Origin of the sequence: Empedobacter sp. UBA6745, from assembly GCF_002453775.1 — a bacterium.
Classification (GTDB): domain Bacteria; phylum Bacteroidota; class Bacteroidia; order Flavobacteriales; family Weeksellaceae; genus Empedobacter; species Empedobacter falsenii_C.
Genome location: NZ_DKHL01000046.1, coordinates 88,942 through 114,843 on the forward strand (window position 1 = coordinate 88,942; position 25,902 = coordinate 114,843).

General features: G+C 30.1%; 20 protein-coding genes, 1 pseudogene and 2 riboswitches. Of the genes and pseudogenes, 13 read left to right on the plus strand and 8 right to left on the minus strand.

The annotated features are described in order from the left end of the window. The first annotated feature begins 102 nt into the window (after positions 1-102). The 4 genes from B4H69_RS16470 to B4H69_RS13020 all read left to right on the plus strand — a co-directional run bounded on the left by B4H69_RS16470 (position 103) and on the right by B4H69_RS13020 (position 3,109). On the plus strand, positions 103-384 hold the full coding sequence (locus B4H69_RS16470; RefSeq protein ID WP_349679668.1) for a hypothetical protein: 282 nt from the start codon (positions 103-105) through the stop codon (positions 382-384). Further along, on the plus strand, positions 314-1,018 hold the full coding sequence (locus tag B4H69_RS13010) for a helix-turn-helix domain-containing protein (protein WP_349679669.1): 705 nt from the start codon (positions 314-316) through the stop codon (positions 1,016-1,018). Before B4H69_RS16470 ends, B4H69_RS13010 begins: the two co-directional genes overlap by 71 nt. 87 nt (positions 1,019-1,105) lie before the next feature. After that, on the plus strand, positions 1,106-2,311 hold the full coding sequence (locus B4H69_RS13015) for an MFS transporter (RefSeq protein ID WP_291094359.1): 1,206 nt from the start codon (positions 1,106-1,108) through the stop codon (positions 2,309-2,311). Positions 2,312-2,488: 177 nt separating this feature from the next. Further along, the gene (locus B4H69_RS13020; RefSeq protein ID WP_152606084.1) at positions 2,489-3,109 is read left to right on the plus strand and encodes a hypothetical protein; all 621 of its coding nucleotides are present in this window, start codon (positions 2,489-2,491) and stop codon (positions 3,107-3,109) included. 95 nt (positions 3,110-3,204) lie between these two features. Here the strand turns inward: B4H69_RS13020 and metF are convergent, their stop codons facing one another. The 3 genes and pseudogenes from metF to B4H69_RS13035 all read right to left on the minus strand — a co-directional run bounded on the left by metF (position 3,205) and on the right by B4H69_RS13035 (position 7,982). After that, entirely contained in the window at positions 3,205-4,161 is a 957-nt protein-coding gene (metF, locus tag B4H69_RS13025) for a methylenetetrahydrofolate reductase [NAD(P)H] (RefSeq protein WP_038331696.1), read from the minus strand. A 170-nt stretch (positions 4,162-4,331) separates the two neighbouring features. Then, on the minus strand, positions 4,332-6,995 hold the full coding sequence (gene metH / locus B4H69_RS13030) for a methionine synthase (protein ID WP_291094363.1): 2,664 nt from the start codon (positions 6,993-6,995) through the stop codon (positions 4,332-4,334). After that, a pseudogene (locus B4H69_RS13035) lies at positions 6,983-7,982 on the minus strand (homocysteine S-methyltransferase family protein). Before B4H69_RS13035 ends, metH begins: the two are co-directional and overlap by 13 nt. A gap of 43 nt (positions 7,983-8,025) precedes the next feature. After that, a riboswitch (SAM riboswitch) is annotated at positions 8,026-8,124 on the minus strand. A gap of 445 nt (positions 8,125-8,569) precedes the next feature. Next, positions 8,570-8,668: riboswitch (SAM riboswitch) on the plus strand. Between the two features lie 126 nt (positions 8,669-8,794). Between B4H69_RS13035 and B4H69_RS13040 the strand changes: the two are divergent. Continuing rightward, positions 8,795-9,976, plus strand: a complete 1,182-nt coding sequence (locus B4H69_RS13040) for a homoserine dehydrogenase (RefSeq protein WP_291094365.1) — start codon at positions 8,795-8,797, stop codon at positions 9,974-9,976. Between the two features lie 56 nt (positions 9,977-10,032). Here the strand turns inward: B4H69_RS13040 and B4H69_RS13045 are convergent, their stop codons facing one another. Both B4H69_RS13045 and B4H69_RS13050 read right to left on the minus strand, forming a co-directional pair. Next, positions 10,033-10,479 carry a thioredoxin fold domain-containing protein gene (locus tag B4H69_RS13045; protein WP_185655217.1) on the minus strand — a complete coding sequence of 149 codons (447 nt, stop codon included), beginning with the start codon at positions 10,477-10,479 and terminating at the stop codon, positions 10,033-10,035. Next, positions 10,479-12,533: a TonB-dependent receptor plug domain-containing protein gene (locus tag B4H69_RS13050; protein WP_180906740.1), complete on the minus strand. Its 2,055-nt coding sequence runs from the start codon at positions 12,531-12,533 to the stop codon at positions 10,479-10,481. Before B4H69_RS13050 ends, B4H69_RS13045 begins: the two co-directional genes overlap by 1 nt. A gap of 106 nt (positions 12,534-12,639) precedes the next feature. Between B4H69_RS13050 and B4H69_RS13055 the strand changes: the two genes are divergently transcribed. Further along, the gene (locus tag B4H69_RS13055) at positions 12,640-13,296 is read left to right on the plus strand and encodes a metal-dependent transcriptional regulator (protein WP_180906741.1); all 657 of its coding nucleotides are present in this window, start codon (positions 12,640-12,642) and stop codon (positions 13,294-13,296) included. A 5-nt stretch (positions 13,297-13,301) separates the two neighbouring features. After that, positions 13,302-14,894, plus strand: a complete 1,593-nt coding sequence (locus B4H69_RS13060; protein WP_291094368.1) for an LIC_10190 family membrane protein — start codon at positions 13,302-13,304, stop codon at positions 14,892-14,894. A gap of 12 nt (positions 14,895-14,906) precedes the next feature. On the opposite strand, the gene B4H69_RS13065 is transcribed toward B4H69_RS13060, so the two are convergent. Further along, positions 14,907-15,272, minus strand: a complete 366-nt coding sequence (locus B4H69_RS13065; protein WP_038334454.1) for a DUF1573 domain-containing protein — start codon at positions 15,270-15,272, stop codon at positions 14,907-14,909. Between the two features lie 170 nt (positions 15,273-15,442). On the opposite strand from B4H69_RS13065, the gene B4H69_RS13070 reads away from it, so the two are divergent. Next, complete coding sequence (locus B4H69_RS13070) at positions 15,443-18,064, plus strand: valine--tRNA ligase (protein ID WP_180906743.1); 2,622 nt, start codon at positions 15,443-15,445, stop codon at positions 18,062-18,064. 51 nt (positions 18,065-18,115) lie between these two features. Here B4H69_RS13070 and B4H69_RS13075 read toward each other — a convergent pair whose 3' ends face one another. Next, the gene (locus tag B4H69_RS13075; RefSeq protein ID WP_291094371.1) at positions 18,116-18,943 is read right to left on the minus strand and encodes a hypothetical protein; all 828 of its coding nucleotides are present in this window, start codon (positions 18,941-18,943) and stop codon (positions 18,116-18,118) included. 142 nt (positions 18,944-19,085) lie between these two features. Here B4H69_RS13075 and B4H69_RS13080 point away from each other — a divergent pair, with 142 nt between their 5' ends. Next, entirely contained in the window at positions 19,086-19,724 is a 639-nt protein-coding gene (locus B4H69_RS13080; protein ID WP_180906745.1) for a LysE family transporter, read from the plus strand. 4 nt (positions 19,725-19,728) lie between these two features. Here the strand turns inward: B4H69_RS13080 and B4H69_RS13085 are convergent, their stop codons facing one another. Beyond that, positions 19,729-20,163 carry a hypothetical protein gene (locus B4H69_RS13085; protein ID WP_180906746.1) on the minus strand — a complete coding sequence of 145 codons (435 nt, stop codon included), beginning with the start codon at positions 20,161-20,163 and terminating at the stop codon, positions 19,729-19,731. A gap of 63 nt (positions 20,164-20,226) precedes the next feature. Between B4H69_RS13085 and B4H69_RS13090 the strand changes: the two genes are divergently transcribed. From B4H69_RS13090 to B4H69_RS13105, 4 genes are all read left to right on the plus strand, one after another. Next, on the plus strand, positions 20,227-21,636 hold the full coding sequence (locus B4H69_RS13090; RefSeq protein ID WP_180906747.1) for an aldehyde dehydrogenase family protein: 1,410 nt from the start codon (positions 20,227-20,229) through the stop codon (positions 21,634-21,636). Positions 21,637-21,713: 77 nt separating this feature from the next. After that, positions 21,714-22,121: an RrF2 family transcriptional regulator gene (locus tag B4H69_RS13095; protein WP_038334449.1), complete on the plus strand. Its 408-nt coding sequence runs from the start codon at positions 21,714-21,716 to the stop codon at positions 22,119-22,121. A 111-nt stretch (positions 22,122-22,232) separates the two neighbouring features. Beyond that, entirely contained in the window at positions 22,233-23,540 is a 1,308-nt protein-coding gene (gene tilS, locus B4H69_RS13100) for a tRNA lysidine(34) synthetase TilS (RefSeq protein WP_180906748.1), read from the plus strand. Further along, positions 23,534-25,600 carry a protein-disulfide reductase DsbD family protein gene (locus B4H69_RS13105; RefSeq protein ID WP_180906749.1) on the plus strand — a complete coding sequence of 689 codons (2,067 nt, stop codon included), beginning with the start codon at positions 23,534-23,536 and terminating at the stop codon, positions 25,598-25,600. The genes tilS and B4H69_RS13105 overlap by 7 nt, the downstream gene beginning before the upstream one ends. Positions 25,601-25,902 lie beyond the last annotated feature (302 nt).

The following is a 25,902-nucleotide window of genomic DNA, read 5'->3' on the forward strand; positions in this document are numbered from 1 at the left end:
TAAAATTATCAAAATGCACAATGAATAGTATTTATGATTAATATAGATTTTAACATATAATTATTTTAAAATGTTGTTTATTTGAATTTTGTAAGAATAGAGATGAGCCAAGAATTAGAAACTATTGCAGATTATTACAATAAAATTAGTTTAGAACAAGCCGAATTGATGAATTCTGCTAATTTTGAACACGATAAAGCGCATTTTAATATTTCTTTGCGCAAATATTGTAGTTTTAAAAGTCCATATAGTCGACGAGATTATTACAAAATAAGTCTGTTGATTGGTGAAGGAATTTTTAAATATGGAAATAATGAACGGTATATTTCTAAGCCGGTTTTATTTTCTTCCATCTCCTCATATTTCTTACACTTGGGAATGTAAATCAAGTTTACAAGAAGGTTATTTTTGTTTGTTCAATCAACAATTTTTTTCTGAAAATAAAGAGTTTGATGTCTTCAAAAAAACATCTTTGTTTAAAGATTGGAGTTCTCCTTTCATTGAGATTTCGGAAGAACAATTACCTTTGATTTTGTCTTATTTTCAGGAAATGTATCGTCTTAATCAATCCAATTATCAATTGAGATATTTTAGTATTCGTAATCATTTATCTGCTATTTTTCATTATGTTTTAGAACAAAAAGTTGATGAAATACATGCGGTTGAATTGCCTTCAAATGTGAGATTGTATAAGAAGTTTGATGAATTATTAAACAAACAATTTCCGCTCGATTCGCCTGCTCATCCACTTATTTTGAAAACACCAGCTGATTTTGCAACGAAATTAAATATTCATGTAAATCATCTCAATTCATCGGTGAAATCTGTGACTAAACAAACAACGACACAGATTATTAAACAGAAAATTGTTGAAGAAGCCAAAAATTTGCTGTTGTATACTGATTGGGATATTGCGCAAGTTGGTTACACATTAGGTTTTGAAGAACCAGCACATTTTAATAATTTTTTTAAAAAACATACTTTAACTTCTCCATTAAAATTTAAACAAGAAAATTAATTTATTTGATTTTTGTAATTTTTTATTTGTCTTTTTTAATTCCTCAATTTCACATTCATTTTACTTTTGCATGGTAAAAAATGATTTATGTTGAGAGAAGCATCAGAAAAAAGAAAAAAAATTGTAAGTATACTTGGTTTCTTTTCGATTCCAATTTCGGGATTTGTAACAGATATCTATTTGCCGTCATTTCCGTCGATGGCAAAATCGTTGATGGTTCCAGAAAGTAGTATTCAATTAACTTTGACTTGTTTTTTATTGAGTTACGGTTTATCCCAATTGTTTATTGGAAGTATTTTGGATGCAATTGGACGATATTATCCAAAAATTGTAGCATTATTTGTCGTATTAATCACAAGTTTGGTTATCGCGAGTACAGATAGTATTTTGTTGATTTGTTTGCTGCGTGTTATTCAAGGAATTTCAGTTGCGGTTATTGTCATTGCGACCAGAGCACTTTTTATCGATATTCATACACCGGAAAAGGCTAAACATTATTTAGGTTATTTTACTATTGTTTGGTCATGTGGACCTATTTTAGCACCGTTTTTAGGTGGATATTTAGAAAAATTGTTTAATTGGCATGCAAATTTCTATTTTTTAGCAATTTATGCAGCTTTAATTTTAATTTTTGAATTGATTTTAAGTGGAGAAAGTATTACTGAAAAAACTAAATTAAATTTTAAAAACGTCATCGATACGTATAGAATGATGCTTAAAAATCAGTTATTTATAGTCGGTATTATGATACAAGCTGTTGCTTATTCTATTGTGATGATTTTCAATATTATTGGTCCATTTTTAATTGAAAATACTTACCATTTTAATTCTGTTGTGATTGGTTATTCAACTTTAATTTTAGGTTTTTCGTGGATGATTGGCGGATTTGTAGGAAAAAAAAGAATGCATCTTGATTTTAATGAAAGTATAGTTTTAACTATTATTATACAATTAATTTTGATTTCACTTTTGATTATCACAGGTTTCTTTGTTCAAAATCTATTTGTTTTATTATTCTTTGCTTTTTTCATTCATATTTGTTCAGGAATTTTATTCACATCATTCTTTACTTCAAATATGATGGCTTTTCCTAAAAATGCTGGTGTTGCTGGTGGTTTGATGGGAGGAATGACGTATATTATTACTTCGCTTACAAGTTTTATTATCTCAAACACAGGTAAAGTTGATAGTCAAAATGGATTAGCAATTCGATATTTTATCTTTTCATTTCTATTGTCTCTAATTATTTACCTTATGTATCGAATGAAAAATCAGCTCGAAAAAAAACTATAATCGTATAATTAAATCCGAACATTTGTTCGGATTTTTTGTGAATAGAGTTTTATATTGTTTTTTTATTTAATTTAGAGTTGTTGAAAAATTATTGAATTTCTTGATTTAATTCACTCATAATTTTCAATACTTTATTCTGTTATGTGTATTACAATGACCTATAATAAATCTTTCACAATGAAATTTGTAACATTATTTGTTTTCTCATTTTTTAGTTTTGCTTGCTCTCAAGTTGATAAAAAGACGAATGTAGAAGTGGGAGATAATATGAAAGAAACAATAGATAATAAAAAGTACGGAGAGGAATTAATTGAAAACAATTTCCTAATATTTGCTAATGTAGAAAAAATTGATTTTCTAAAAATTGAACTAATAAATTCATTCAATATTTATGATGATGAAAATAACAAGTTTGTTCAAATTGATGCAGAAGAACTTTCTGAATTCAATTTTGATTTTTTTCTTCCGCAATTAAACAAAATTTTGGAGAAAAGAAATATGAACTTAATAGTAAAAACGGCAAGTGATTATGAGAAAACTAATGACATAATTATTAATGAAGAGAAAATAAATCTTTACACAAAAGAACAACTTGATAATAAAACGTTTTTAGATTCTGCTCCTCGTAATTTCTTTAGTAAAGTAAATGAAATTCTAAAAACAAAAAGTTTAGATGAAAAATTCTTTTTACTATATACCGGAAATGATTTGTCCGCTCTACTTTTGACAGATAAACAATTTGAAATAATTAAAAAATATTACGAAAACGACCCAGAAGAAATTCCATATTTACCATAAAAAGCATTACTGATGACATAGAATAGAAAACATATGATTATATAAAACCAAAAAATCCGAGCGATAGATGACTCGGATTTTTAATAACTTATATTTTAATAAACCGCTTCAGCGATTTTTTTTGTATTTATTGAATTACTCATTGTGTAGAAATGTAATCCTGGAACACCAAAATCAATTAACTCTTTACATTGTTGAATGCACCATTCAATCCCGATTTCCTTAATTCGGTCCTTATCTTTCGACTTCAAAACTTCCATTGCTAAAGCTTCTGGTAAGTCCAAATAGAAATTCTGCGGAATCGAAGTTAGTTGATTGAAAGTTGTCATAGGTTTTATACCCGGAATAATCGGAATATTAATATCCATTTCGCGACATTTCTTCACAAAATCAAAATATTTTTGATTATCAAAAAACATTTGCGTCACGATATAATCTGCACCCAATTCCACTTTCTTTTTCAAATAATACAAATCCATTGCAAGATTCGGCGATTCGAAATGCTTTTCAGGATAACCCGCCACACCAATACAAAAATCCATTGCATGCGATTCTTGTAGCTCGTCGTCCAAATAATTTCCAGTATTTAAAGCCGTAATTTGCTCAATCAATTCCGATGCATGCGCATGTCCACCAACTTCTGGAACAAAAGACTTTTCTGATTTTATAGGATCTCCACGCAAAACCAAAAGATTATCAATTCCCAAGAAATTCAAATCTATTAACGCATCTTCTGTATCCTCTTTTGTAAATCCACCACAAATCAAATGAGGAATTGCATCTATCTTATAATGATTCTGTATCGCAGCGCAAATCGCAACTGTACCAGGACGTTTTCGCACCTGATAACGCTTCAATAACCCGTTTTCTTTCTGTTTGTAAATATACTCTTGACGATGATAAGTTACATCGATAAAAGCTGGATTTAACTCAACTAATGGATCTAAAGTTTTGAACGTCGCATTGACATCTTGCCCTTTCAAAGGTGGTAAAATTTCCACAGAAAACAACGGTTTTCCGTTTGCGCGTTCTATATGTTCGGTAACTTTCATTCTTTATTTTATCGTTTAGCGAAGTTCGAATCTCGAATTTCGATTATATAATTTCTTTTATAAGGGCGTTCCCTTCGGGCGGGCNNTCATTCCGAGCTTGTCGAGGAGTCTGAGATTCTTCATTTAGCTAGAGCACAATGTACTTTTTACATAATACATTGTACAATTCCTTACGCCAAATTAGGACTCAACCAACGTTCAGCTTTATCGAGTTCTATATTTTTACGTTTTGCAAAATCTTCAACCTGATCCATTTTTATTTTTCCAACTCCAAAATATTTTGCTTCTGGATTTCCAAAATAATAACCCGAAACAGACGAAACAGGATACATCGCCAACGAACTTGTTAACTCAATTCCTGCATTTTTCTCTACATCCAAAATCTTGAAAATTGTTTCTTTTTCTAAATGATCAGGACAAGCAGGATAACCTGGAGCAGGACGAATTCCTTTATATTTTTCTGAGATTAATTCATCATTCGATAAAGTTTCATCTTTCGCATAGCCCCAAACTTCTGTACGAACATATTTGTGCAAATATTCAGCATAAGCTTCAGCCAAACGATCGGCAATTGCTTTTACCATAATCGAATTGTAATCATCTAAATTCGTTTCGTAAGCTTTGGCAACTTCTTCAATTTCTTGTCCAGCAGTCACAGCAAATGCTCCGATATAATCTTGAATTTCTGAATCTTTTGGCGCAATAAAATCAGCAATCGAAATATTTGGTTGCTCTTTCGATTTTTTTGCTTGTTGACGAAGTGTATAGAATTCCTCGATTTTGTTATCATTTTCATCAAACAATTCAATCGTGTCATCGTTTACCGTATTCGCTTTGAAAAGTCCAAAAACAGCTTTTGGTTTTGCTAAATTCTCAGTTTCGATTTTATTTAACATTGATAAAGCATCGACATATAATTCCTTGGCATTTGTGCCAACAATTTCATCTTCTAAAATTGCAGGAAATTTACCGTGTAAATCCCATGTTTTGAAAAATGGAGTCCAATCGATAAAATCTCTTAATTCAGAAACTGTTGTTTGATGCGTGAAAACACCTAATTTATTTGGTTTAAAAGGTTTATTTTCTTCAAAATCAACTTTTAATTTATTTTTTCGAGCATCTTCAATCGATAGATATTCCTTTGATACAGCACGATTCAAGAAACCTTCTCTAATTTTTGTATAATCAGTAGTTGTTTCTGTAAGTAATTCTGCTTGTTGATTTCCAATCAATTTTTGACAAATTGTAACCGAACGAGAAGCATCTAAAACATGAATTGCTTTATCGTATTCTGGTGCAATTTTAACAGCTGTATGCGCTTTAGAAGTCGTAGCGCCACCAATCATCAATGGAATATCAAGATTAAGACGTTTCATTTCTCTAGCAACATGCACCATTTCATCTAACGAAGGGGTAATCAACCCAGAAAGACCAATCACATCGACATTATTTTTTTGCGCTTCATCTAAAATCGTTTCAGAAGAAACCATTACACCTAAATCTATTATTTCGAAACCATTACAACTCAAAACAACAGAAACAATATTTTTCCCAATATCGTGAACATCGCCTTTAACAGTCGCCATTAAGATTTTTGAAGGTTCTTTATCTGTTTTATTTCTAAGTTTTTCTTCCTCTAAAAATGGTGTTAAATAAGCAACCGATTTTTTCATCACACGTGCTGATTTAACTACTTGAGGCAAGAACATTTTTCCACTTCCGAAAAGGTCTCCAACGACGTTCATTCCATCCATCAAAGGACCTTCAATAACACGTAAAGGAGAACCAATTTTTTCTAAAGCTTCGGCAGTATCTTCGTCAATAAATTCTGTAATTCCTTTAACCAAAGAAATTTCAATACGTTTTTCTAATGGTAACTCACGCCAAGCATCATCTTTCTTTTTCTCTTTTGTAACACCTTTTAGATGTTCAGCAAAATCAATCAAACGCTCTGTCGCATCATCACGTCGATCCAATAAAACATCTTCAACGTGTTCTAATAAATCTTTTGGAATATCATCATAAATCTCAATCATTTCTGGATTGACGATTCCCATATCCATTCCGTGTTTGATGGCGTGATATAAAAACGCTGTGTGCATCGCTTCACGAACTGCATTATTTCCACGGAACGAAAACGAAACATTCGAAACTCCACCCGAAACTAATGCATGTGGAAGATTTTCTTTGATCCATTTAGTTGCATCAAAAAAATCGATTGCATTTCGACGATGTTCGTCCATTCCTGTTGCAACTGGGAAAATGTTCACATCAAAAATGATATCTCTTGGATTGAAATTTACTTCATTCACCAAAATATCATACGAACGTTTTACAATTTCTATTCGGCGTTCATAATTATCTGCTTGACCTTTTTCATCAAACGCCATAACGACTGTTGCAGCACCATAACGCTTAATTTTTTTGGCATGTTCAATAAATAATTCTTCGCCTTCTTTTAAAGAGATTGAGTTGACAATCGCTTTACCTTGAACATTTTTTAGACCAGCTTCGATAATTTCCCATTTCGAAGAATCAATCATAATTGGAACTTTCGAAATATCGGGTTCAGAAGCAATCAAACGTAAATATTTCACCATAGAAGCAACACCATCAAGCATTCCTTCATCCATATTGATGTCGATAATTTGCGCGCCACCATCTACTTGATCACGTGCAACTTGAAGTGCTTCTTCAAATTTTTCTTCTTTGATTAATCGCAAGAATTTTTTAGAACCAGTTACATTTGTACGTTCACCAACGTTTACAAAGTTTGAATTTTCACGTACAATTAAAGGTTCTAATCCAGAAAGTTGAATTTTTACGCCTGACATTCTACATTAATTTTTCGAGGTTCGTATTCTTTTGCTAAATCTGCCATCAATTTGATATGATCTGGTGTAGTTCCACAACATCCACCTAAAATATTTACCAATTTTTTATCCAAGAAGGGTTTGATAAAATCTCGCATCATTTCAGGAGTTTCATCGTATCCACCGAAAGCATTTGGTAAACCAGCATTTGGATATGCGCTCACATAAAATGGAGCTTTTTCGGCTAAAACTTCCAAATATGGAATCAAATCTGTTGCACCTAAAGCGCAATTTAATCCAACTGAAATTAAATCAATATGTTCTAATGAAATCAAGAAAGCTTCGGTTGTTTGTCCAGAAAGCGTACGTCCAGATTTATCTGTAATTGTACCAGAAGCCATTAATGGAACGTTAATACCTGTTTTTTCTATCGCATCTTGAATTCCATAAAATGCAGCTTTTGCATTTAAAGTATCAAAAATAGTTTCAACAAGTAAAATATCGGCACCAGCTTCTAACATTGTTTTTGCTTGACGATAATAAACATTTGCCAATAAATCAAAATCCACATCGCGATAACTTGGATCGTTAACTTGTGGCGAAATAGNNCGCAGTTTTGTTCGTAGGACCTAAAGAGCCAACAACAAAACGAGGTTTATCTGGCGTAGAAAACTCTTCACACGCTTCTTTCGCTAAACGAACGGCTTCGTAATTTAATTCATCAACCAAATCAACCATATCATAATCAACCATAGAAATAATATTGGCATTGAACGTATTTGTTTCGATCAAATCCGCGCCAGCAGCCAAATATTCTCTGTGTATATCTTTGATAATTTGCGGTTGCGTTAAAACCAATAAATCGTTATTTCCTTTTAAAGACGTATGAAAATCCTTGAATCGTTCTCCACGATAATCTTCTTCTTGTAAATTATGCTTTTGGATCATTGTTCCCATCGCACCATCTAAAATTACAATACGCTCTTTTAGTATATCGTCTAATTTCATTCTAAATATTTTAAAAGCTTTATGGGAAGAAGTGTGAGGTGAGTCCTTATCTTTCTCTATTTGAGTAGGATTTAGCACCCAACTATACTTTGGGTTGCTAAGATTTCAACGGGCCTATTCCCTCCATCTTTCTTTATAAAGCTATGTGCAAAATTATTTAAAGTATTGAAAATAAAAAAATCAAGATTGAAAAAAACGAGTTTAGAATTTGGTTCATAGAAATAATTTTTGTTTGAAATAGTTCAAAATCTCTAATAGGTCATTTTTGAAATTTATTTTAGAAAATTATTCTTTAAAATGCTATTTTTAAAGAAATAATATTTTAATCAATTGTTAAAACTAATCGTTTTTAGAATATTTTTAATATAAAAAGGTTTTCTTGAAAAAATATTAAGATTTGTTTTTTCTTTTAATTGTATTTTTTAGAAAATTATTTTTACATATTGATATTTATAGAATAAAATTCATAATTTGTGTGTTTTTATTACTAATTACGGAAAATATTAAATTAAAAAGATGAAATTAATTTGGATATATAGAATTCTTTCACCTAAATTTGTCCTCAGAAATAGTTCATTAAAATTTACATTTTATCAAGAAAAGTGGAGGGAAATGGCCCAAAGAAACTTTAGCAACCTGATTAACAAATCAAGGTGCTAAATCCATCCTTATAGGAAAGATGAATAAAAACTACTGTAAACCAATCATTCAATAATATTCTTTATTCAAAATGGTTCAATTGTTTTTATGCGATTGAACCATTTTTTTTCTTCACTTTTCTCTGATAAAAAATTATTAAAACAAAAGAATACATGAAAAAAATAAATATCGGATTGTTCGGACTTGGAGTTGTAGGAGAAGGAATTTACAAGGTTTTAGAAGAAAAACCACAATTGAATGCTGCAATTAAAAAAATTGTGATTAAAGATAATTCTAAACCTAGAAATGCTCCGTCTGAATTATTTTCGACTAATGCGGATGATATTTTAAATGATGATGAAATAAATGTTGTTGTTGAGTTAATTTCGGATGCTGATGCGGCGCATGATATCATTATAAAAGCGTTCAATAAAGGAAAACATGTGGTAAGTGCAAATAAAAAATTGATTGCCGATCATCACAAAGAATTATTGGATTTGCAAGCAAAAAATAATGTTTCTTTTCTTTATGAAGCATCTGTTTGTGGATCAGTTCCGATTATTAGAAATTTAGAAGAATATTTTGATAATGACTTATTGAATTATGTTTCTGGAATTGTAAATGGAACAACAAATTACATTTTGACGAAAATGGCAAATGAAAATGAGTCGTATCAAGATGCCTTAAAAGCAGCGCAAGAAAGTGGTTTTGCAGAAGCTGATCCAACGGCTGATGTAGAAGGTTTTGATGCGTCGAGTAAATTAGCAATTATTACGTTGCATGCTTTCGGTAAAAAGATTGATGTTGATCAAGTTATTCGAAAAGGAATTACTTCGTTGAAAGTGGAAGATTTTAAATACGCGAAAGAAAAAAATTATACTATAAAGTTGATTGCGAATTCTAAAATTAATCATCAAACAGGTGAAATTACATCAACAGTTTTACCAACTTTTGTTGAATTAAATAAAACAATTGCACTTGTAAACAACGAATATAATGGTGTTTTGATTGGAAGTTCGCTTTCGGATGAACAATTTTTGTATGGAAAAGGAGCAGGGCGTTTCCCAACTTCTTCTGCCGTTTTGAGTGATATTTCTGCGTTAAAATATGATTATCAATATTCGATTCGAAAATATGAAAACAAAGAAGAAGGAGTTTTTAATCAAACAGGAAAAAAGAGAATTTACATCGGTTTTGAGAATCAAGCAGATGATGTTTCAAACATTTTTGATGAAATAGAAGAGCGTTATCAAAGTAAAAATTATAATCACATTGTTGGTGTGATTGATATAGAAAAGCTCAAACAAAAAGAGATTATTGAAAATCCAAAACTTTCGATAATTGCGTTTGAGTAAATTTTTGTGATTAAAAAGCCTCAATATTAATTGAGGCTTTTTTGTAAATCTAAAAATCAAGGTTTTTGTAAATACTTTTTCAATAAAAGTTTTAGTGGTTTATTTTTAATTAATCCAGCATAAGTCATTTCAATTTTAAAATTTTTTGAGATTAAAACCCAGTATGGATAACTAATTTGTTCGTTTTTATCAATAAATTCTTCTAAAAATGGGTGAGTTTTTTTATCCGATTTAGGTTCATATTTTTTGTTTAAAAAAATAATTGATTCATTCGTTTCTGCGTCAAATTCTATAAAATAAATGTCGTTGTTCAGAATTTGAAGTAATTCATCATCTTTTTCTAATTGTTTCTTTTGAATCATGCAGTAACTACACCAATTGGTAGAAAAATAAAGCAGAATTGGTTTAGGATTTTCATTAAAAATTGAATTAAATTTTTCTATTGAAATCTGAGCTTGAAGATTCAATGAAGATAAAATGAATATGAAGTACCAGATTTTCATTAGCGTAAATTGTATCGAACACCTATAAAACCTCTTGTTCCCTGCATAGGTGTATAGCTGTAATCATTTGGCTCAAAAATAACATCGTTTCTTCCTTTAGGAGGAGTAACACCATTTCCAGGTTCTCCGAATGGATCCCACCAACGAGCAATAACATCGCCTTTTGGTAAAACATTAAAAATATTTTTTACTCCAACATAGAGTTCAATATTATTTTTAAATAATTTACTTAATTGAATATTGGTAATAAAAGTTGGCTTTGAATATTCAGGTCGATAATCATTTTCTACGCGAGGTAATTTCATTTTGTCATTATAATTGGCGGTTAAATCAATAGTAAAACCTTTTTTGAATGCATAACTTGCTAAGAAATTTCCAGACCATTTCGGTGCGTGATATTGAACTTCTTTTTCGCCATTTTCTTTTTTGTAAACATCCATATAGGTTGCGCCAAGCATTATTTTTAGAGGAAAGTCAAATGTTGCATCTATGTTTAAAGAAACTCCTTGAGATATTGCGTATCCATCTAAATTGTCATAGATAATCTTTGTTTCGTCAGTATCTGTATCAGCAATAATTTTGTTTGTGAAATAAGAATAGAATGTTGTGAAATCAAAGTTTAGAGCTGCAAAAGAAGTTGGTAGTTTGAACACATAATTAATATTTCCATTATATGATTTTTCAGGTTTTAATTCATTCTCAAAAACTACTTGTCTAGCTCCACTTAATGCACGATGATCTTCTGTGAAAACATTCACAACACGAAATCCTGTACCAAAACTTGCTCTTAAAGTATGATGAGATGAAGGTGAAAATTTGTAAGCTACTCTTGGAGAGTGTATTCCTTTATGTGTTTTATCGTAATCAAATCTATAACCAATTAAAAGTTTATTTTCAGTATTCAAAGCCCATTCGTCTTGTACAAAAAAACCAGGAATCGGTGTGTTCATTGGATTATTCTTGATTAGATTATTATCTTCATCATATTCTCCAGTCCCTCTTGTGTTATCATCGTAATAAGTATACTTGAATGAAGTTCCTAAAAGTAAACTATGTTGTCCAATTATTTTATCCCAATAAGCTTGAGCAAAAACAACTTGTTGTTTTCCTTGATACGATTCTGTACCATAAAATGAATTCTGTTGATGAAAATTATAAGAAAATTGAGCCATTATTTTCTCTTTTAGAGGTAATTGATACATTCCTATCGCTTCAAAACGATTTGTCATAATGCTTTCTGCATAAACTTCGTCATTTCCTCTGTGTAGTTTTCTTTTCCAATTCATTTGACCTCCCCATCTATCTTCATATAAATAACGTAAAGCAACCGATGCTGTTCTATTTTCTTGACGTTCAAAATCAAATTTATTGAATAACGTGATGCGATCTTGTAATGTTACATCTGTAAAACCGTCGTTATTTTTATCTTTCTTGTTTCCATATTTAAAGTAATTAAAGCCAAATAAACCATTTACCTTTTCTCCTAAATTATATTTGTATCCACCATCAAGATTGGTTTCCAACCAAGAAGTTGTAAAAGCATCCAAAGATAATTTTGGAGCAGATTTAGGAGATTTGGTAATTACATTAATTATACCTCCCATAGCTTCTGTTCCATAAAGGGAAGATGCTGGCCCTTTTACGACTTCTATTCGTTCAACCAAAGAATTCGGAATTCCGCTCAAACCATAAACTGTAGATAGAGAAGAAACAATTGGCATTCCATCAATTAAAATCATGGTATAAGGACCTTCCATTCCGTTAATATGAATATCACCTGTGTTGCAAACGTTACAATTTAATTGCGGTTGAACACCATTTATTAATTGTACAGCGTCAAATAATGAAGGTGTTGGATTTTTTTGAAAAAACTTCGGTGTATAGATTTCAATTGGAACTGGACTATCAGACTTTCTCACAGCTTTCATTGTTCCTGTAACTACAATCTCATCTAAATTTTCTGAAGGATCTTTTACATAAATAGAATCTTTTTGTTCCTGAGCATATGATAGAATGGAGGTTAAAGCAATGAATAAATAAAATGTTGTTTTCATATCAAGTGAAATTTATAATCAAATTAAAAAGTTAGACAAATCTAACAAAAATATTATTAAAAATGAATTATTAAATTTTACTTAATTTTCAACTATATTTGTTTCTATGAATTCATTGGTCGAAGAAAATTACCTAAAAGCATTATTTCATCTTTCTGAAAATGGAAAAGGAGAAGTGAATGTGAAGGATTTGAGTAAGCATTTGGAAATAAAAATGCCTACTGTAAATAGTATGATGAAAAAATTAGCTGAAAAAGAATTGGTGATTTATGAATCGTATAAACCACTTCGGTTATCTGATAAAGGAATTTTAAAAGCTTCTTTGATTGTAAGAAAACACCGATTGACAGAGATGTTTTTGGTAGATAAAATGGGATTTGGCTGGGAGCAAGTGCATGAAATTGCTGAGCAAATAGAACATATTCAAAGTTCAATTTTTTTCGATAAAATGGACGAATTATTGAATTTTCCTAAATTCGATCCGCATGGTTCTCCAATTCCAGATAAAAACGGAAAAATAGAAATTATCAATTACAAAAAGTTGGCAGAATTTAAAGAAGGTGACAAAGTAGAAATATGTGCTGTCATTGGTTCTTCTGATGAATTTTTGAAATATTTGAATTCAAAAAATATTCATTTGAATGATGAAATTGAAATCATTTCAGTCGAAGATTTTGATGGAACAATGAAAGTTAAATTTCTAAAATCAAATGAAATTGAATCATTTAGTAATCATGTAACTTCAAGATTGTTAGGTAAATAATGGTTTTGCAGTTTTTTTTATCAATCGCCTTAATTTTCTATTTTTTAGGATTTGGATTTTTATTCCAAAAAATTTTCCCTCGAATAAATTCAACTATATCGTTTACAGTTATAAATGGAATGATAGGTGTTGGGTTGATAAGTTTTTTCGTCGCATTTTTTCTTCCATTAAATTTTACATACGAAGTAGTATTAATTTCAATTGCGATTCTATCATTAATTTATCATAGAAACGAAGTGAAGCGAAGTTTGTTGAAACTGAAAAATATATCACGATATTTTTATGCTTTTATTTTTGTTGGATTGTTGGTTGCCGTTACGTATCCTTTTATTTTAGATCATTTCGGGTATTATATTCCGACAATAAAATGGCTTGATTTTGCTGGTTTTGTAAAAGGGCTTTCTAATTTTGAATGGGTTTTGGCGCAAAATAGTTTTTGGCATATTTTGCAAGCTTCTATTAACGAAACATTGGATATTTATTATCGATTAAATTTTTGTTTATTTTTAATCTTCAATCTCTATGTTTTCGAATTGAAGCAAAAAAAACTTCTCATTTTTAATCTCCTTTTTTTATTTTTTCTAAATACTCCTTCACCAGATCTTCCTGTTTTTGTTCTTACGATTCTATTAATCAACGAATATTTACGTTATAAAAATAAAGCATCTGATTACCTTTTTTACGCTGCTATTTTATTTGTAATTAAACCAATAAGTATTGTATTAATTTTATTTTTTGGAATTGAATATTTAAGAAATAAAGAATACAAAAATTTAAAAGACAAGAATTTATTTTTACTTATTTTTATTGCTTTATTATTTTGTTGTAAAGGAGTTATTGTTTCTGCAAATCCTTTGTTTCCTTTAGAATTTTCTTCAATAAAAGGTTTGAAATGGGCTTCACCGCATCATTTATATGAATTATCTGCACAGAACGGTAAATTTATTCCACTTAAAGATTCGTTTACTTTTGAAGAAGTAGTAAGAATGTATACAACTGAATATTTTCAAGCTATTTTTTTTCAATCATCTTCTCGAACAATAATTTTTCTTTTAATTATTTGTTTAACAATTTTCAATTTGTTAATAGGCTTCTATAAAAAGAATTATTTTATAAAATCGTTAATATTCTGTTGTATAGTGAAATTATTAATAATATTAATTTTTTCTAATCAATTTAGATTTTTATTAGATGTATTAATTATTGATTTATTAATTATGTTTAAGTTAGTTAACACAAAAATATTCAATAAATATTCAGAATTATTAAGTTTAATATTTGTATATATTACTTCATTTATTTTAATATTTTCTATTTTTAAAGGTGATTATTTCAAAAATATTAAATCATTTTCTTATATGAGAAGTATAAATTTTGATCAAATTTTAATTCCAGGAAATTATAAAGAAACTGAATTGAACATTAATAATTTAAAAATAAGTAAAACCAAATTAGAAAAATTTCTACAATATCAAATTTACCTACAACAAATCGATTCTACTGATGTAAGAAAAGGCTTTTATTTTGAAAAAATGGACAGAAAAAGAGAGAAGATTTTAAACATTTTGAAAGAAGAACAAAAAAAGCAAGTTAAATAACTTGCTTTACTATTATTCTGCTTTTCCTTTTATTCTGAAAATTTTTCGAGAAGAAACCGGATCGTTAGATGTGATTGTTACGGATTTATTAAAATCTCCAGTCACAGAACCACTTGAATATTTAACGGTAATATCCGCAGATTTTCCTGGTTCGATAGGTGTTGTAGGATATTCTGGAACTGTACATCCACAAGATCCAACAACGCTTTTAAGGATTAAAGGTTTATCACCTGAGTTGGTTACTTTCATCTTAGCTGTTACTTCAGTATTCAACTTTATATTTCCAAATTGAATTTCTTCTTTTTCTAAACTAAGTGTTTGAGCAAATAAACTTGTAACGCCTAAAGCAAAAGCACCTAAAAACATTAATTTTTTCATGACGATAATTAATTTATAATCAAATGTACAAAAGAATTTTACTTTAAATAAAATTACTTTCGAATTTATTAAAAAAACATTCCAATTTTATAATATATATTTAATATACTAGGCAGTTTAAGGCAGATTATGTAAATTTGCCCAAATTTATTTTAAGTCATATATAAATAATGGAAATCGCATCTAAATATACGCCAACGGAAGTTGAAGGAAAATGGTATGAATACTGGATGGAGAAGAAGTATTTTAAATCTACTCCAGATGAAAGAAAAGCTTACACAATAGTCATTCCACCACCAAATGTAACAGGGGTCTTACACATGGGACATATGTTAAATAATACGATTCAGGACGTTTTAATTCGTCGTGCACGTATGCGTGGATTCAATGCTTGTTGGGTACCAGGTACAGACCATGCTTCGATTGCTACGGAAGCGAAAGTTGTTGCGAAATTAAAAGAAGAAGGTGTTTCTAAATTTGATATTGGTCGTGAAGAATTTCTTAGTCATGCTTGGGATTGGACGCATAAGCATGGTGGAATTATTTTAGATCAATTAAAAAAGTTAGGAGCTTCTTGCGATTGGGATCGTACAAAATTTACGATGGATCCAGATTTATCTGAATCTGTTCAACGTGTTTTTGTTGATTTATATAACAAGGGATTAATTTACCGTGGATACCGTATGGTAAACTGGGATCCAGAGGCGAAGACAAATATTTCTGACGAAGAAGTTATTCATGTTGATAAAAATGGAAAATTATATCATTTAAAATATCAAGTTGACGGAACTGATCAATATATTGTTGTAGCGACAACTCGTCCTGAAACAATTTTTGGTGACTCTGCAGTTTGTATCAATCCAAATGACGAGCGATACGAATGGTTGAAAGGAAAACAAGTTATTGTTCCAATCGTTGGTCGTAAAGTAAATATTATCGAAGACGAATATGTTGACATCGAATTTGGTACAGGATGTCTTAAAGTTACGCCTGCGCACGATGTAAACGATTACGAATTAGGTAAAAAACATAACTTAGATTTCATTGATATTTTTACAGATGATGCAAAATTGAATGATTTAGGATTAAATTATGCTGGATTAGACCGTTTCAAAGCGCGTAAAGAAATCGAAAAAGAATTAGAAGAAAAAGGTTTACTTGAAAAAGTAGAAAATTATAATAATAAAGTTGGTACATCTGAAAGAACAGGAGCGGTGATTGAGCCTAAAATCTCTAATCAATGGTTCTTGAAAATGACAGATTTAGCTAAACCAGCTTTAGATAATGTAATGAATGATACGATTAAATTTCATCCTGCGAAATTTAAAAATACGTATCGTAATTGGATGGAAAATGTAACAGATTGGAACATTTCTCGTCAATTATGGTGGGGACACCAAATTCCTGCATTTTTCTATGGTGATGGAAACGAAGATTTCGTTGTGGCTTTAACAAAAGAAGAAGCTTTACCATTAGCACAAGAAAAAACAGGAAATGCTGCATTAACTATTGAAGATTTACGTCAAGATGAAGATGCATTAGATACTTGGTTTTCTTCTTGGTTATGGCCAATTTCTGTTTTCAACGGAATTAATGAGCCAGAAAATGAAGAAATCAATTATTATTATCCAACACAAGATTTAGTAACTGGTCCAGATATTATTTTCTTCTGGGTAGCGCGTATGATTGTGGCTGGATATGAGTATCGCAACGAATTACCTTTCGAAAATGTATATTTTACAGGAATTGTTCGTGATAAACAAGGACGTAAAATGTCGAAATCGTTAGGAAATTCACCAGATCCAATCGAATTGATGAACGAATACGGTGCAGATGCAACGCGTATGGGAATGTTGTTAACGGCGCCTGCTGGGAATGATTTACCTTTCGATGTTGATTTGTGTTTACAAGGACGTAATTTCGCCAATAAAATTTGGAATGCTTTCCGTTTAATCAAAGGTTGGGAAGTTAAAGAAGATTTAGTACAAACTTCTGCTCAAGCAAAAGCGGTTGAATGGTTCGAAAATAAATTCCAACAAACATTAGCAGATATCGAATATAATTACGATCAATATCGTTTATCTGATTCATTGATGGCGATTTATAAATTGATTTGGGATGATTTCTGTTCTTGGTATTTAGAAGCGATTAAACCTACTTTTGGTGAGCCAATTGATGCAAAAACTTATGCTGTAACTATTTCTTATTTAGAAAATGTATTGAAAGTTTTACATCCATTTATGCCTTTCTTAACAGAAGAAATTTGGCACTTAATTGCAGAAAGAACAGAAAACGAAGCCTTGATTATTTCTAAATATCCAGAAGTAACATCTTTTAACGAAGAAATTATCAAGAATTTCGAAAATACAAAAGAAGCAACTACGGCAATTCGTGGATTACGTTCAGAAAAAGGAATGTCGCCAAAAGAAGCTTTAGAAGTTTTTGCTGAAGATCAAGCTGCGAACGAAATTTATGTTGATGTTTTCTCTAAATTAGGAAATGTTTCTAATTTCAATACAGGAGATAAACCAGAAAAAGGTTTTGCTTTTCGCGTTGGGACGCTAGAATTTATGGTTCCGATGTCTGATAATATCGATATTGAAGCTGAACGCGAGAAATTACAAAAAGAGTTGGATTACAACCAAGGTTTCTTAAATTCTGTTCGTAAAAAATTATCAAACGAAAAATTTGTTGCTGGTGCGCCAGAACAAGTAATTAATGCAGAACGCAAAAAAGAGGCAGATGCTTTAGAAAAAATTGCACAAATTGAAGAACAATTAGCTTCATTGTAATTTTTTTATCAAAATAAAATTTAAAAACCACTTCATTTGAAGTGGTTTTTTTTAGTTGTAATATTCGTACTCTACTTTAAAATAATTATTTCCCTTTTCACCTTTTCCTACAATTAAAATAGGAAAATTATCTTTATCATACGTGTAAGTATAAGTTACAATTCTATTAGGTTCTGCATTTGATAAACTCCAATATTGCGTTTCTTTAACTACATTATTTTCACTATAAGAATGCATAAATTGATTTTGAAGAATTCTAATTACTTCTTGAGAATTTTTGTAAGGACTATTTGATTTGTCGAATTCATATAAATTTTTCATCCCATCACTAAACCAACTTCCAAATGTTTTGTCAATAACGGATGTAATATTATTATTTGTATAAGAATAAATTGCATTTTGATCTCCATTACATGCACTACCGTTGCTACAAACAATTTCTTTATTAAACTTACCTAAGTTGTTGTAATAATATTCATTACGTTGTGTAATAGTACCAGACTCAACAGTTTGTGTATAAGCTAACTTATTTCCGTTGTAAAATAAATTTAATGTGCTATTTTCAAGAGGATTTGTAGCGCCATTGTATTCTACTGTAATTAAATTATCATTTGTATCATACTTATAAGTTGAAATCATTCCATTTGTATAATTTACATTTAGTAATTTTTTGTAATCTTTATCATAAATAAAGGTTCCTTCGCTTACATCCTGTGTTTCTGTTCCATTTATAAATTCATAGCCAGTAGATTTGATTTTTTTAATTACCTTTTTTTCATTGTTTGAAGTTAGATCACCATTATCATCATTTTTACAAGAAGTAAAAATAGAAGTTGAAATAATTGATAGCAGTAATAATTTTGTAAAGTTTGTTTTCATAGTATTTTTATAATAATTGCAAATATATAAAAGCTAAACTATTAAATCGGATTAAGATCTTTTATGATATGAATCTTATTCTATTTTGAGTAAACCATAAACTATAATTCATTAAATTTGCAAACCTTTTTAAAAAGAATTAATGCAGTATTTAGAACTACTTTTAATCGGAATTTTCACAGCTTTTATTGGATCGTCCATTCCTGGATTGTTGAATATGACGGTGGTGAAAATTGGGAAACAAGAAGGAGTAAAAAGTGCATATACTTTTATGTCTGGAACTGCGGTAACGATAGCAATTCAGGTTTATTTAGCAATTTTTCTAGCAAAATTTATTGATTTTAATGAAGAAGTTACCAAAATTTTTAGGGAAGTTGGATTAGCTGTTTTTGTAATTATTACGATTTATTTTCTCTTTTTTGCGAAGAAACAAGATCAAAAAAAGAAGAATAAAAAGCTAAAACAACAAGGTGATGTAAAACAAAAAAATAAATTCATTTATGGATTATTGTTATCTGCTATAAATGTTTTTCCAATACCTTTTTATGTGTTTTTAAGCGCAACGTTGGTTTCGTATAATGTTAATGTTTTTGGACAGCCAAACAGCTCAGTTTTTGCTTTAGGAGTTGTTATTGGTTCGATGATTATTTTTGGTCTATATCTGAAATTTTTTAACTCTAAATCGGAAGAAGATTCATTTATTTTAAAGAATATCAACTATGTAATAGGAGGAGTGACGAGTGTGATTTCTTTGTTAACGATTTATCAACTTTTTCAATAAAAATTTAATTCAAATTTTGCTTTGGATGCGAGTATTTAATCAAGTATTCCATCACTTCATCACATTCTTTTCCTTCTAAAATATAACTCAAAATATCCTCGATTAATTCATCAATAATTTGTGGATTAAACTCAAATTTTTTAGCTAAATCAATGCAAATTGCCTTTTCATTTTGATGAATATTCAAATCTACAACCATTAATAAAACAGCGTCGTATAACAAAGAAAGTCGATCTGTAAATGTTTTAGGCAACGTAAAATAAAACTTCGTGTTTTCGTTCAAAATATAACTTACATCTTTGGCGGAAAGCTCATGAAATTTGGCAATATCAGAGATAATTTGAATCTCTTTTTCATTCAAATTGCCATCACTTTTACCAATAATAAATAAATTTTTGATGTGATTTAATTTATCAACCAAAGTAAGATTATTTTTCATTTGTTGCTTTTTGGGATTAAAAATACTCAAAATAGTAGTAAATTAACGTTCAAATTTTTTCATGTGTCAGATTTTAAAACGAAAATAGATGAGATTTATGATAAGCAATGTGAGAATAAAGTAAATATTCGTCATCTTACTGTTTATCAGCGGAAAGAAAGTCTGAAAAACTTAGAAAATTCAATTCTAAATCATCGTGCCGAAATAGAAGATGCATTGTTTTTGGATTTAAGAAAATCTAAAATAGAATCTGATTCTACCGAAATATTTCCTGTTTTAGCTGAAATTCGATTATTTCGAAAGAATTTGAATCGTTGGACAAAAGCGAAAACAGTTTCAAATAATTTACTTTTTTTCGGTTCAAAAGCGCAAATTCAACCGGAAGCTTTGGGAAATTGTTTGATTATTTCGCCTTGGAATTATCCTTTTCAATTGTGTTTGGTGCATTTAGTTGCTTGTATTTCGGCTGGAAATACAACAATTCTTAAACCTTCGGAGTTTTGTCCGAATGTTTCAAAAGTTCTTAATAAAATTATTTCTGAAGTTTTTGAAGAAAATCATGTCGCGATTATCGAAGGAGAAATTGAAGAAACGACTTATTTGTTAACTAAAAAATTTGATCATATTCATTTCACAGGTTCGCCAAAAGTGGGTAAAATTGTGATGCAAGCAGGAGCAAAGCATCTTTCTTCGGTGACGTTGGAGTTAGGAGGAAAGTCGCCTTTGATTATTGATGGAACAATTCCAATGCAAGAAGTGGTTGAAAAAGCAGTTTGGGGAAAATTGATAAATTTTGGTCAAACATGTATTGCGCCAGATTATATTTTGATTAAAAAAGAATTTCAAGAGCAATTTATAAATATGTTTATTGAACATATAGAAAAAGTCTTTGGAAAAAATCCTTCACAATCGAAAGATTTGGCAAGAATTGTAAATCTTCAAAATTATAATCGATTAAAAAACTTGATTGAAAATGCAATAGAAAATGGTGCAAATTGTCCTTTCGGAAATGAATACATTGAAGCTGAATTGTACATTAAACCAACTTTATTGACAGATATTCCATTTGATGCAAAAATCAATGAAGAAGAAATATTTGGACCAATTTTTCCGATTTATACATTTAAAGAAATAAATGAAGTAATTGAATCTATTAGTCAGAAAGAAAAGCCTTTAGCGTTATATATCTTTTCGAAAAATTTTATTTTTATTAATAAAATTAAGAATGAAACTTCATCTGGTTCTGTGGTAATTAACGAAACATTGGTGCAGGTTTTACATCCAAATTTGCCTTTTGGCGGAGTTAATAATTCTGGAATTGGAGCTTCAACAGGTTATGCTGGCTTTAAAGATTTTTCGCATATGAAACCTATTTTAAAAGTCAATCGATTTTTATCGCCGTCAAAATTTCTCAATTATCCCTATAATTCTACAACTCAAAAGGTAATTGATTTTTTGATGAAATATTTTTAAATCTCGGTTCAACGATTTAATTTTATATTTGTTTTATACAACAATCAACGTTATTTTTGTAGTTAAATCTTATAGAATTGTTATCAAAAAAGACAAAATACGGACTAAAAGCGATGGCTCATTTGGCCAGACAAGAAAGTAACAAACCAGTTTTAATTGGGCAAATTTCTGAAACAGAAGTTATCCCTAAAAAATTCTTGGAAGCTATTTTATTGGATTTAAAAAAGTTAGGCTTCGTCAATTCGAAACAAGGAAAAGGAGGTGGATATTATTTGGCGCGCGATGCGAAAGATATCAGTTTAGCTTCTTTGATTCGTGTTTTAGAAGGGCCGATCGCGCTTTTGCCTTGTGTAAGTAAAAATTACTACGAAAAATGTGATGATTGCCCTAACGAAGGCGTTTGCACATTGAATAAAGTGATGGTTGAATTGAGAGATTCGACTTTAGAAATTCTTGAAAATAAATCTTTAGAAAGTTTAAAATAAATCTTTAGCCTGAGTTTTTCAGGCTTTTTTATTGGGAAATTTTATAAAAGTGAAGAGAAAAAGTATAACTTTTTTTCGAGAATTCTTCCTAATTTCGAACATTTACATTTCATGAAAAATAAATCTATACAAGAAGAGTTTAAAGAACTTTTAGATCAACATTCTTTTTCTACGCATCGCTATTTATTGGCGATTAGTGGAGGAATTGATAGCATGGTTTTGTTAGATTTATTTCGTCAAACTGCTGCAAATTTTCAGGTAGGACATTGTAATTTTCAGTTGCGTGAAGAAGACGCAAATGGTGATGAAATGTTTGTGAGAGAATATTGCGGAAAATATAATATTCCGTTTCATTCGGTTCGTTTTGATGTTGCAGCTTATCAGAAAACAGGAAATTATTCGGTCGAAATGGCTTGCAGGAATTTGCGTTATGAATGGTTTAAGCAAGTTCAAAAACAAAATCGTTTGGATGTTTTGGTGACAGCGCATCATTTGGATGATAATATCGAAACATTTTTGATTAATCTTTCTCGTGGAACAGGTTTGAAAGGTTTGGTCGGAATGCAAATTGATAATGGAAAAATTTTTCGTCCACTTTTGAATCTTACGAAAAATGATTTGTTGGAATATGCAAAATCAAATGAAATTAATTGGCGAGAAGATTATACGAATGCGACGGATGATTATACCAGAAATAAGATTCGTCATCACATTACGCCAATACTAAAAGAGCTTCATCCGCAATTTGATGAGAATTTTTTGTCAAGTTTAAATCATATCAACGATAATTATCAAATTGTACAAAATAAAGTTGAAGAAATTAGAAGTGACTTATTTTCAGGATATAATCCGATTGAAATTGAAATTTCTGCATTAAAAAAACTTCAACCATTAGAAACATTTTTACATTATTTGTTCGAAAAATATGGATTTTCGTCGAGCAAAGAAATTTTGAAATTTTTAGATGCAGAAACGGGAAGTGAAATAAAATCAGCAACTTATCGATTAATTAAAAATCGAGAAAATTTGTTGTTGCAAAAAATAGAAGAAGAAAATGAAGATGAATTAACGATTTTTGATGAGTTAATTGAAATCAATTCGTTAAATTTGAAGTTCGTGAAATCGATAAATCCACACGAAAACGCTACTGAAATAGTAGACTTTACATCAATTTTGTTTCCACTTAAACTTAGAAAAGTAAAAGAGGGAGATTTCTTTTATCCAATTGGAATGAAAGGTCAAAAAAAATTGTTGAGTAAGTTTATGAAAGATTTGAAACTTTCTAAGTTAGAAAAAGAGAAGGTTTGGTTGCTTTGTGACCAAAAAGATCAAATTATTTGGGTGGTAAATCATCGTTTGGATGAACGTTTCAAAACGACAGAAACAAGTAAAAACTTTTTAAACATTACAGTATGTTAAAGAAACTTTGGATACTTTTTTTGTTTCCAATTTTAGTCAACGCACAATTATTTAGTCCTGCAAAATGGTCGAGTTCGGTGAAGGAGGTTGGACAAAATGAGTTTGAAATCGAGGTAACAGGAAAAATTGATAAAGGTTGGCACCTTTATTCAATGAAACATCCTGATGGAGGAATTGGAATTCCAGCAAGTGCATCATTTAAACCAGCTGCAAATGCAAAATTGGTTGGAGGTACGCGAGAAGTTGGAAAACGTATAGATAAATACAGCCAAATTTTTGAACAAGATGAAAAATATTACGAAAATCAAGTAAAATTTGTTCAAAAAGTGAAAGTTTCAGGTGATAAACCTGTAAATGTATCGTATACAATAGAATTTCAGATGTGTGATGCTGAACGTTGTTTGCCACCAGATGAAACAAGTGGAACGATAAAATTAACGCCTTCTACAAAAGTTGAAGAAACGAAAGAAGAGGCAAAGCCAGCAGATGCTACAGAAGCAAAAGATACAGTTGCAGTAACTGAAATTACGCAAGATTCTGTTCAAGAGGGTTCTATAGCGGTTGTTGCGGCAACACAAGATACAATCAAAAAAGTTGACGACTCTTTATTAGCAGATAACGAAAAGAAAAATAATGGTTTATTAAAAATCTTTTCTTTAGGATTTTTAGGTGGATTAGCGGCGTTATTAATGCCTTGTATTTTCCCAATGATTCCTTTGACAGTAAGTATGTTTACAAAACAAAGTAAATCGAAAGGAGAAGGAGTTGGTAAAGCATTTATTTATGGATTATCAATTATTGTTATTTATGTTGCATTAGGTTTATTGGCGACAGTTATTTTTGGACCATCAGTCCTAAATGAAATGTCAACAAATCCGTGGGTGAATTTAGCATTCTTTGCGATTTTTATTGTATTTGCAATTTCATTCTTCGGAGCTTTCGAATTGACATTACCAAGCAAGTGGGTAAATGCTGCTGATAAAGGTGCTGATAAAGGTGGATTAATCGGAATCTTCTTTATGGCATTCACATTAGCATTAGTTTCATTTTCTTGTACAGGACCAATTATCGGTTCGTTATTAGTTCAAGCGACGCAAGGAGGGAACTATTATTCGTTAATCGTAGGAATGTTCGGATTCTCTTTAGCATTAGCGATTCCATTTACATTATTTGCAATGTTCCCAGGATGGTTAAATTCAATGCCAAAATCTGGAGGATGGTTAAATACAATCAAAGTTTCATTAGGATTTATTGAATTAGCTTTTGCCTTGAAATTTTTATCAAATGCTGATTTAGTTTGGCAAATGAACTGGCTACCAAGAGAAATTTTCTTAGCATTTTGGATTGCAATTTTTATCTTCTTAGGATTATATCTTTTAGGTAAATTTAGATTAGAATTAGATTCACCTGTACAAACAATCGGTGTTCCGAGAATGTTATTTGCATTGATTTCAGTATCATTTGCGATTTACATGATTCCAGGTTTATGGGGAGGACCATTAAAATTATTAAGTGGTTTAACACCTCCAATGACATATTCTGAAGCACCACGAGGTTTCCACGAAGGTGTAGGTGGTGGACAAGCGACAGCTAAATTTGATGATCCTAATATGGTTGCTGGACCTCATGGAATTCCTGCATTCAAAGATTTTGATCAGGCTGCGGCTTATGCAACGAAAGTTGGAAAACCAATGTTATTAGATTTCACGGGACATGCATGTGCAAACTGTCGTAAAGTTGAAGAACGTGTTTGGAGTGATGAACGTGTGAAGAAGATTTTGGCTGAAGATGTTGTTTTAGTTTCGTTATATGTTGACGAAGCAAAAGAATTACCAGAAGATCAAAAAGTATTTTCGAAAGCATTAGATCGTAATTTGAAAACAGTAGGTAACAAATGGACTTCTTTCGAAATTGAACATTTTAATGCAAATGCACAGCCTTATTATATTTTGGTTGATAAAGATTTGAATCGTTTCTCAAAACCTTTAGAAGCTGAACTTGATGTAGAAGTTTACTTAAAATGGTTACAAGATGGAATCGCGAAGTATAAAGCGAAATAATTATCTTTATATATAGAAATAAAAACTCCCGCATTTGCGGGAGTTTTTTGTTTCACTCAATTCGTTCTAATAAATACCAATTATCTTTGAATTTTTGAGAGATTTTATATTCATTTTGAAAATTCATAACTATTTTTATTCTCTAGACTTTTAGTGTAAAATAGTTTATTATAGTTACTTAATCTATATGTTTTAGTTTCAAGTTTTTTATTAAAATAGAAGCCAAGAATTTGATTGTTCTTATAAATTTCTAAACAAAAAAATCCCTCAATTTCTTGAAGGATTTAAATATTATTTGATCG

Coding starts and splice junctions, on each gene's coding strand:
- B4H69_RS13085 (WP_180906746.1), bottom strand. CDS start 20,163: ATGAAAAATAATCTTACTTTGGTTGATAAATTAAATCACATCAAAAAT.
- B4H69_RS13050 (WP_180906740.1), bottom strand. CDS start 12,533: ATGAAAACAACATTTTATTTATTCATTGCTTTAACCTCCATTCTATCA.
- B4H69_RS13015 (WP_291094359.1), top strand. CDS start 1,106: ATGTTGAGAGAAGCATCAGAAAAAAGAAAAAAAATTGTAAGTATACTT.
- B4H69_RS13075 (WP_291094371.1), bottom strand. CDS start 18,943: ATGAAAACAAACTTTACAAAATTATTACTGCTATCAATTATTTCAACT.
- B4H69_RS13020 (WP_152606084.1), top strand. CDS start 2,489: ATGAAATTTGTAACATTATTTGTTTTCTCATTTTTTAGTTTTGCTTGC.
- metF (WP_038331696.1), bottom strand. CDS start 4,161: ATGAAAGTTACCGAACATATAGAACGCGCAAACGGAAAACCGTTGTTT.
- B4H69_RS13040 (WP_291094365.1), top strand. CDS start 8,795: ATGAAAAAAATAAATATCGGATTGTTCGGACTTGGAGTTGTAGGAGAA.
- B4H69_RS13055 (WP_180906741.1), top strand. CDS start 12,640: ATGAATTCATTGGTCGAAGAAAATTACCTAAAAGCATTATTTCATCTT.
- B4H69_RS16470 (WP_349679668.1), top strand. CDS start 103: ATGAGCCAAGAATTAGAAACTATTGCAGATTATTACAATAAAATTAGT.
- B4H69_RS13065 (WP_038334454.1), bottom strand. CDS start 15,272: ATGAAAAAATTAATGTTTTTAGGTGCTTTTGCTTTAGGCGTTACAAGT.
- B4H69_RS13045 (WP_185655217.1), bottom strand. CDS start 10,479: ATGAAAATCTGGTACTTCATATTCATTTTATCTTCATTGAATCTTCAA.
- B4H69_RS13070 (WP_180906743.1), top strand. CDS start 15,443: ATGGAAATCGCATCTAAATATACGCCAACGGAAGTTGAAGGAAAATGG.
- tilS (WP_180906748.1), top strand. CDS start 22,233: ATGAAAAATAAATCTATACAAGAAGAGTTTAAAGAACTTTTAGATCAA.
- B4H69_RS13105 (WP_180906749.1), top strand. CDS start 23,534: ATGTTAAAGAAACTTTGGATACTTTTTTTGTTTCCAATTTTAGTCAAC.
- metH (WP_291094363.1), bottom strand. CDS start 6,995: ATGTCAGGCGTAAAAATTCAACTTTCTGGATTAGAACCTTTAATTGTA.
- B4H69_RS13010 (WP_349679669.1), top strand. CDS start 314: ATGAACGGTATATTTCTAAGCCGGTTTTATTTTCTTCCATCTCCTCAT.
- B4H69_RS13080 (WP_180906745.1), top strand. CDS start 19,086: ATGCAGTATTTAGAACTACTTTTAATCGGAATTTTCACAGCTTTTATT.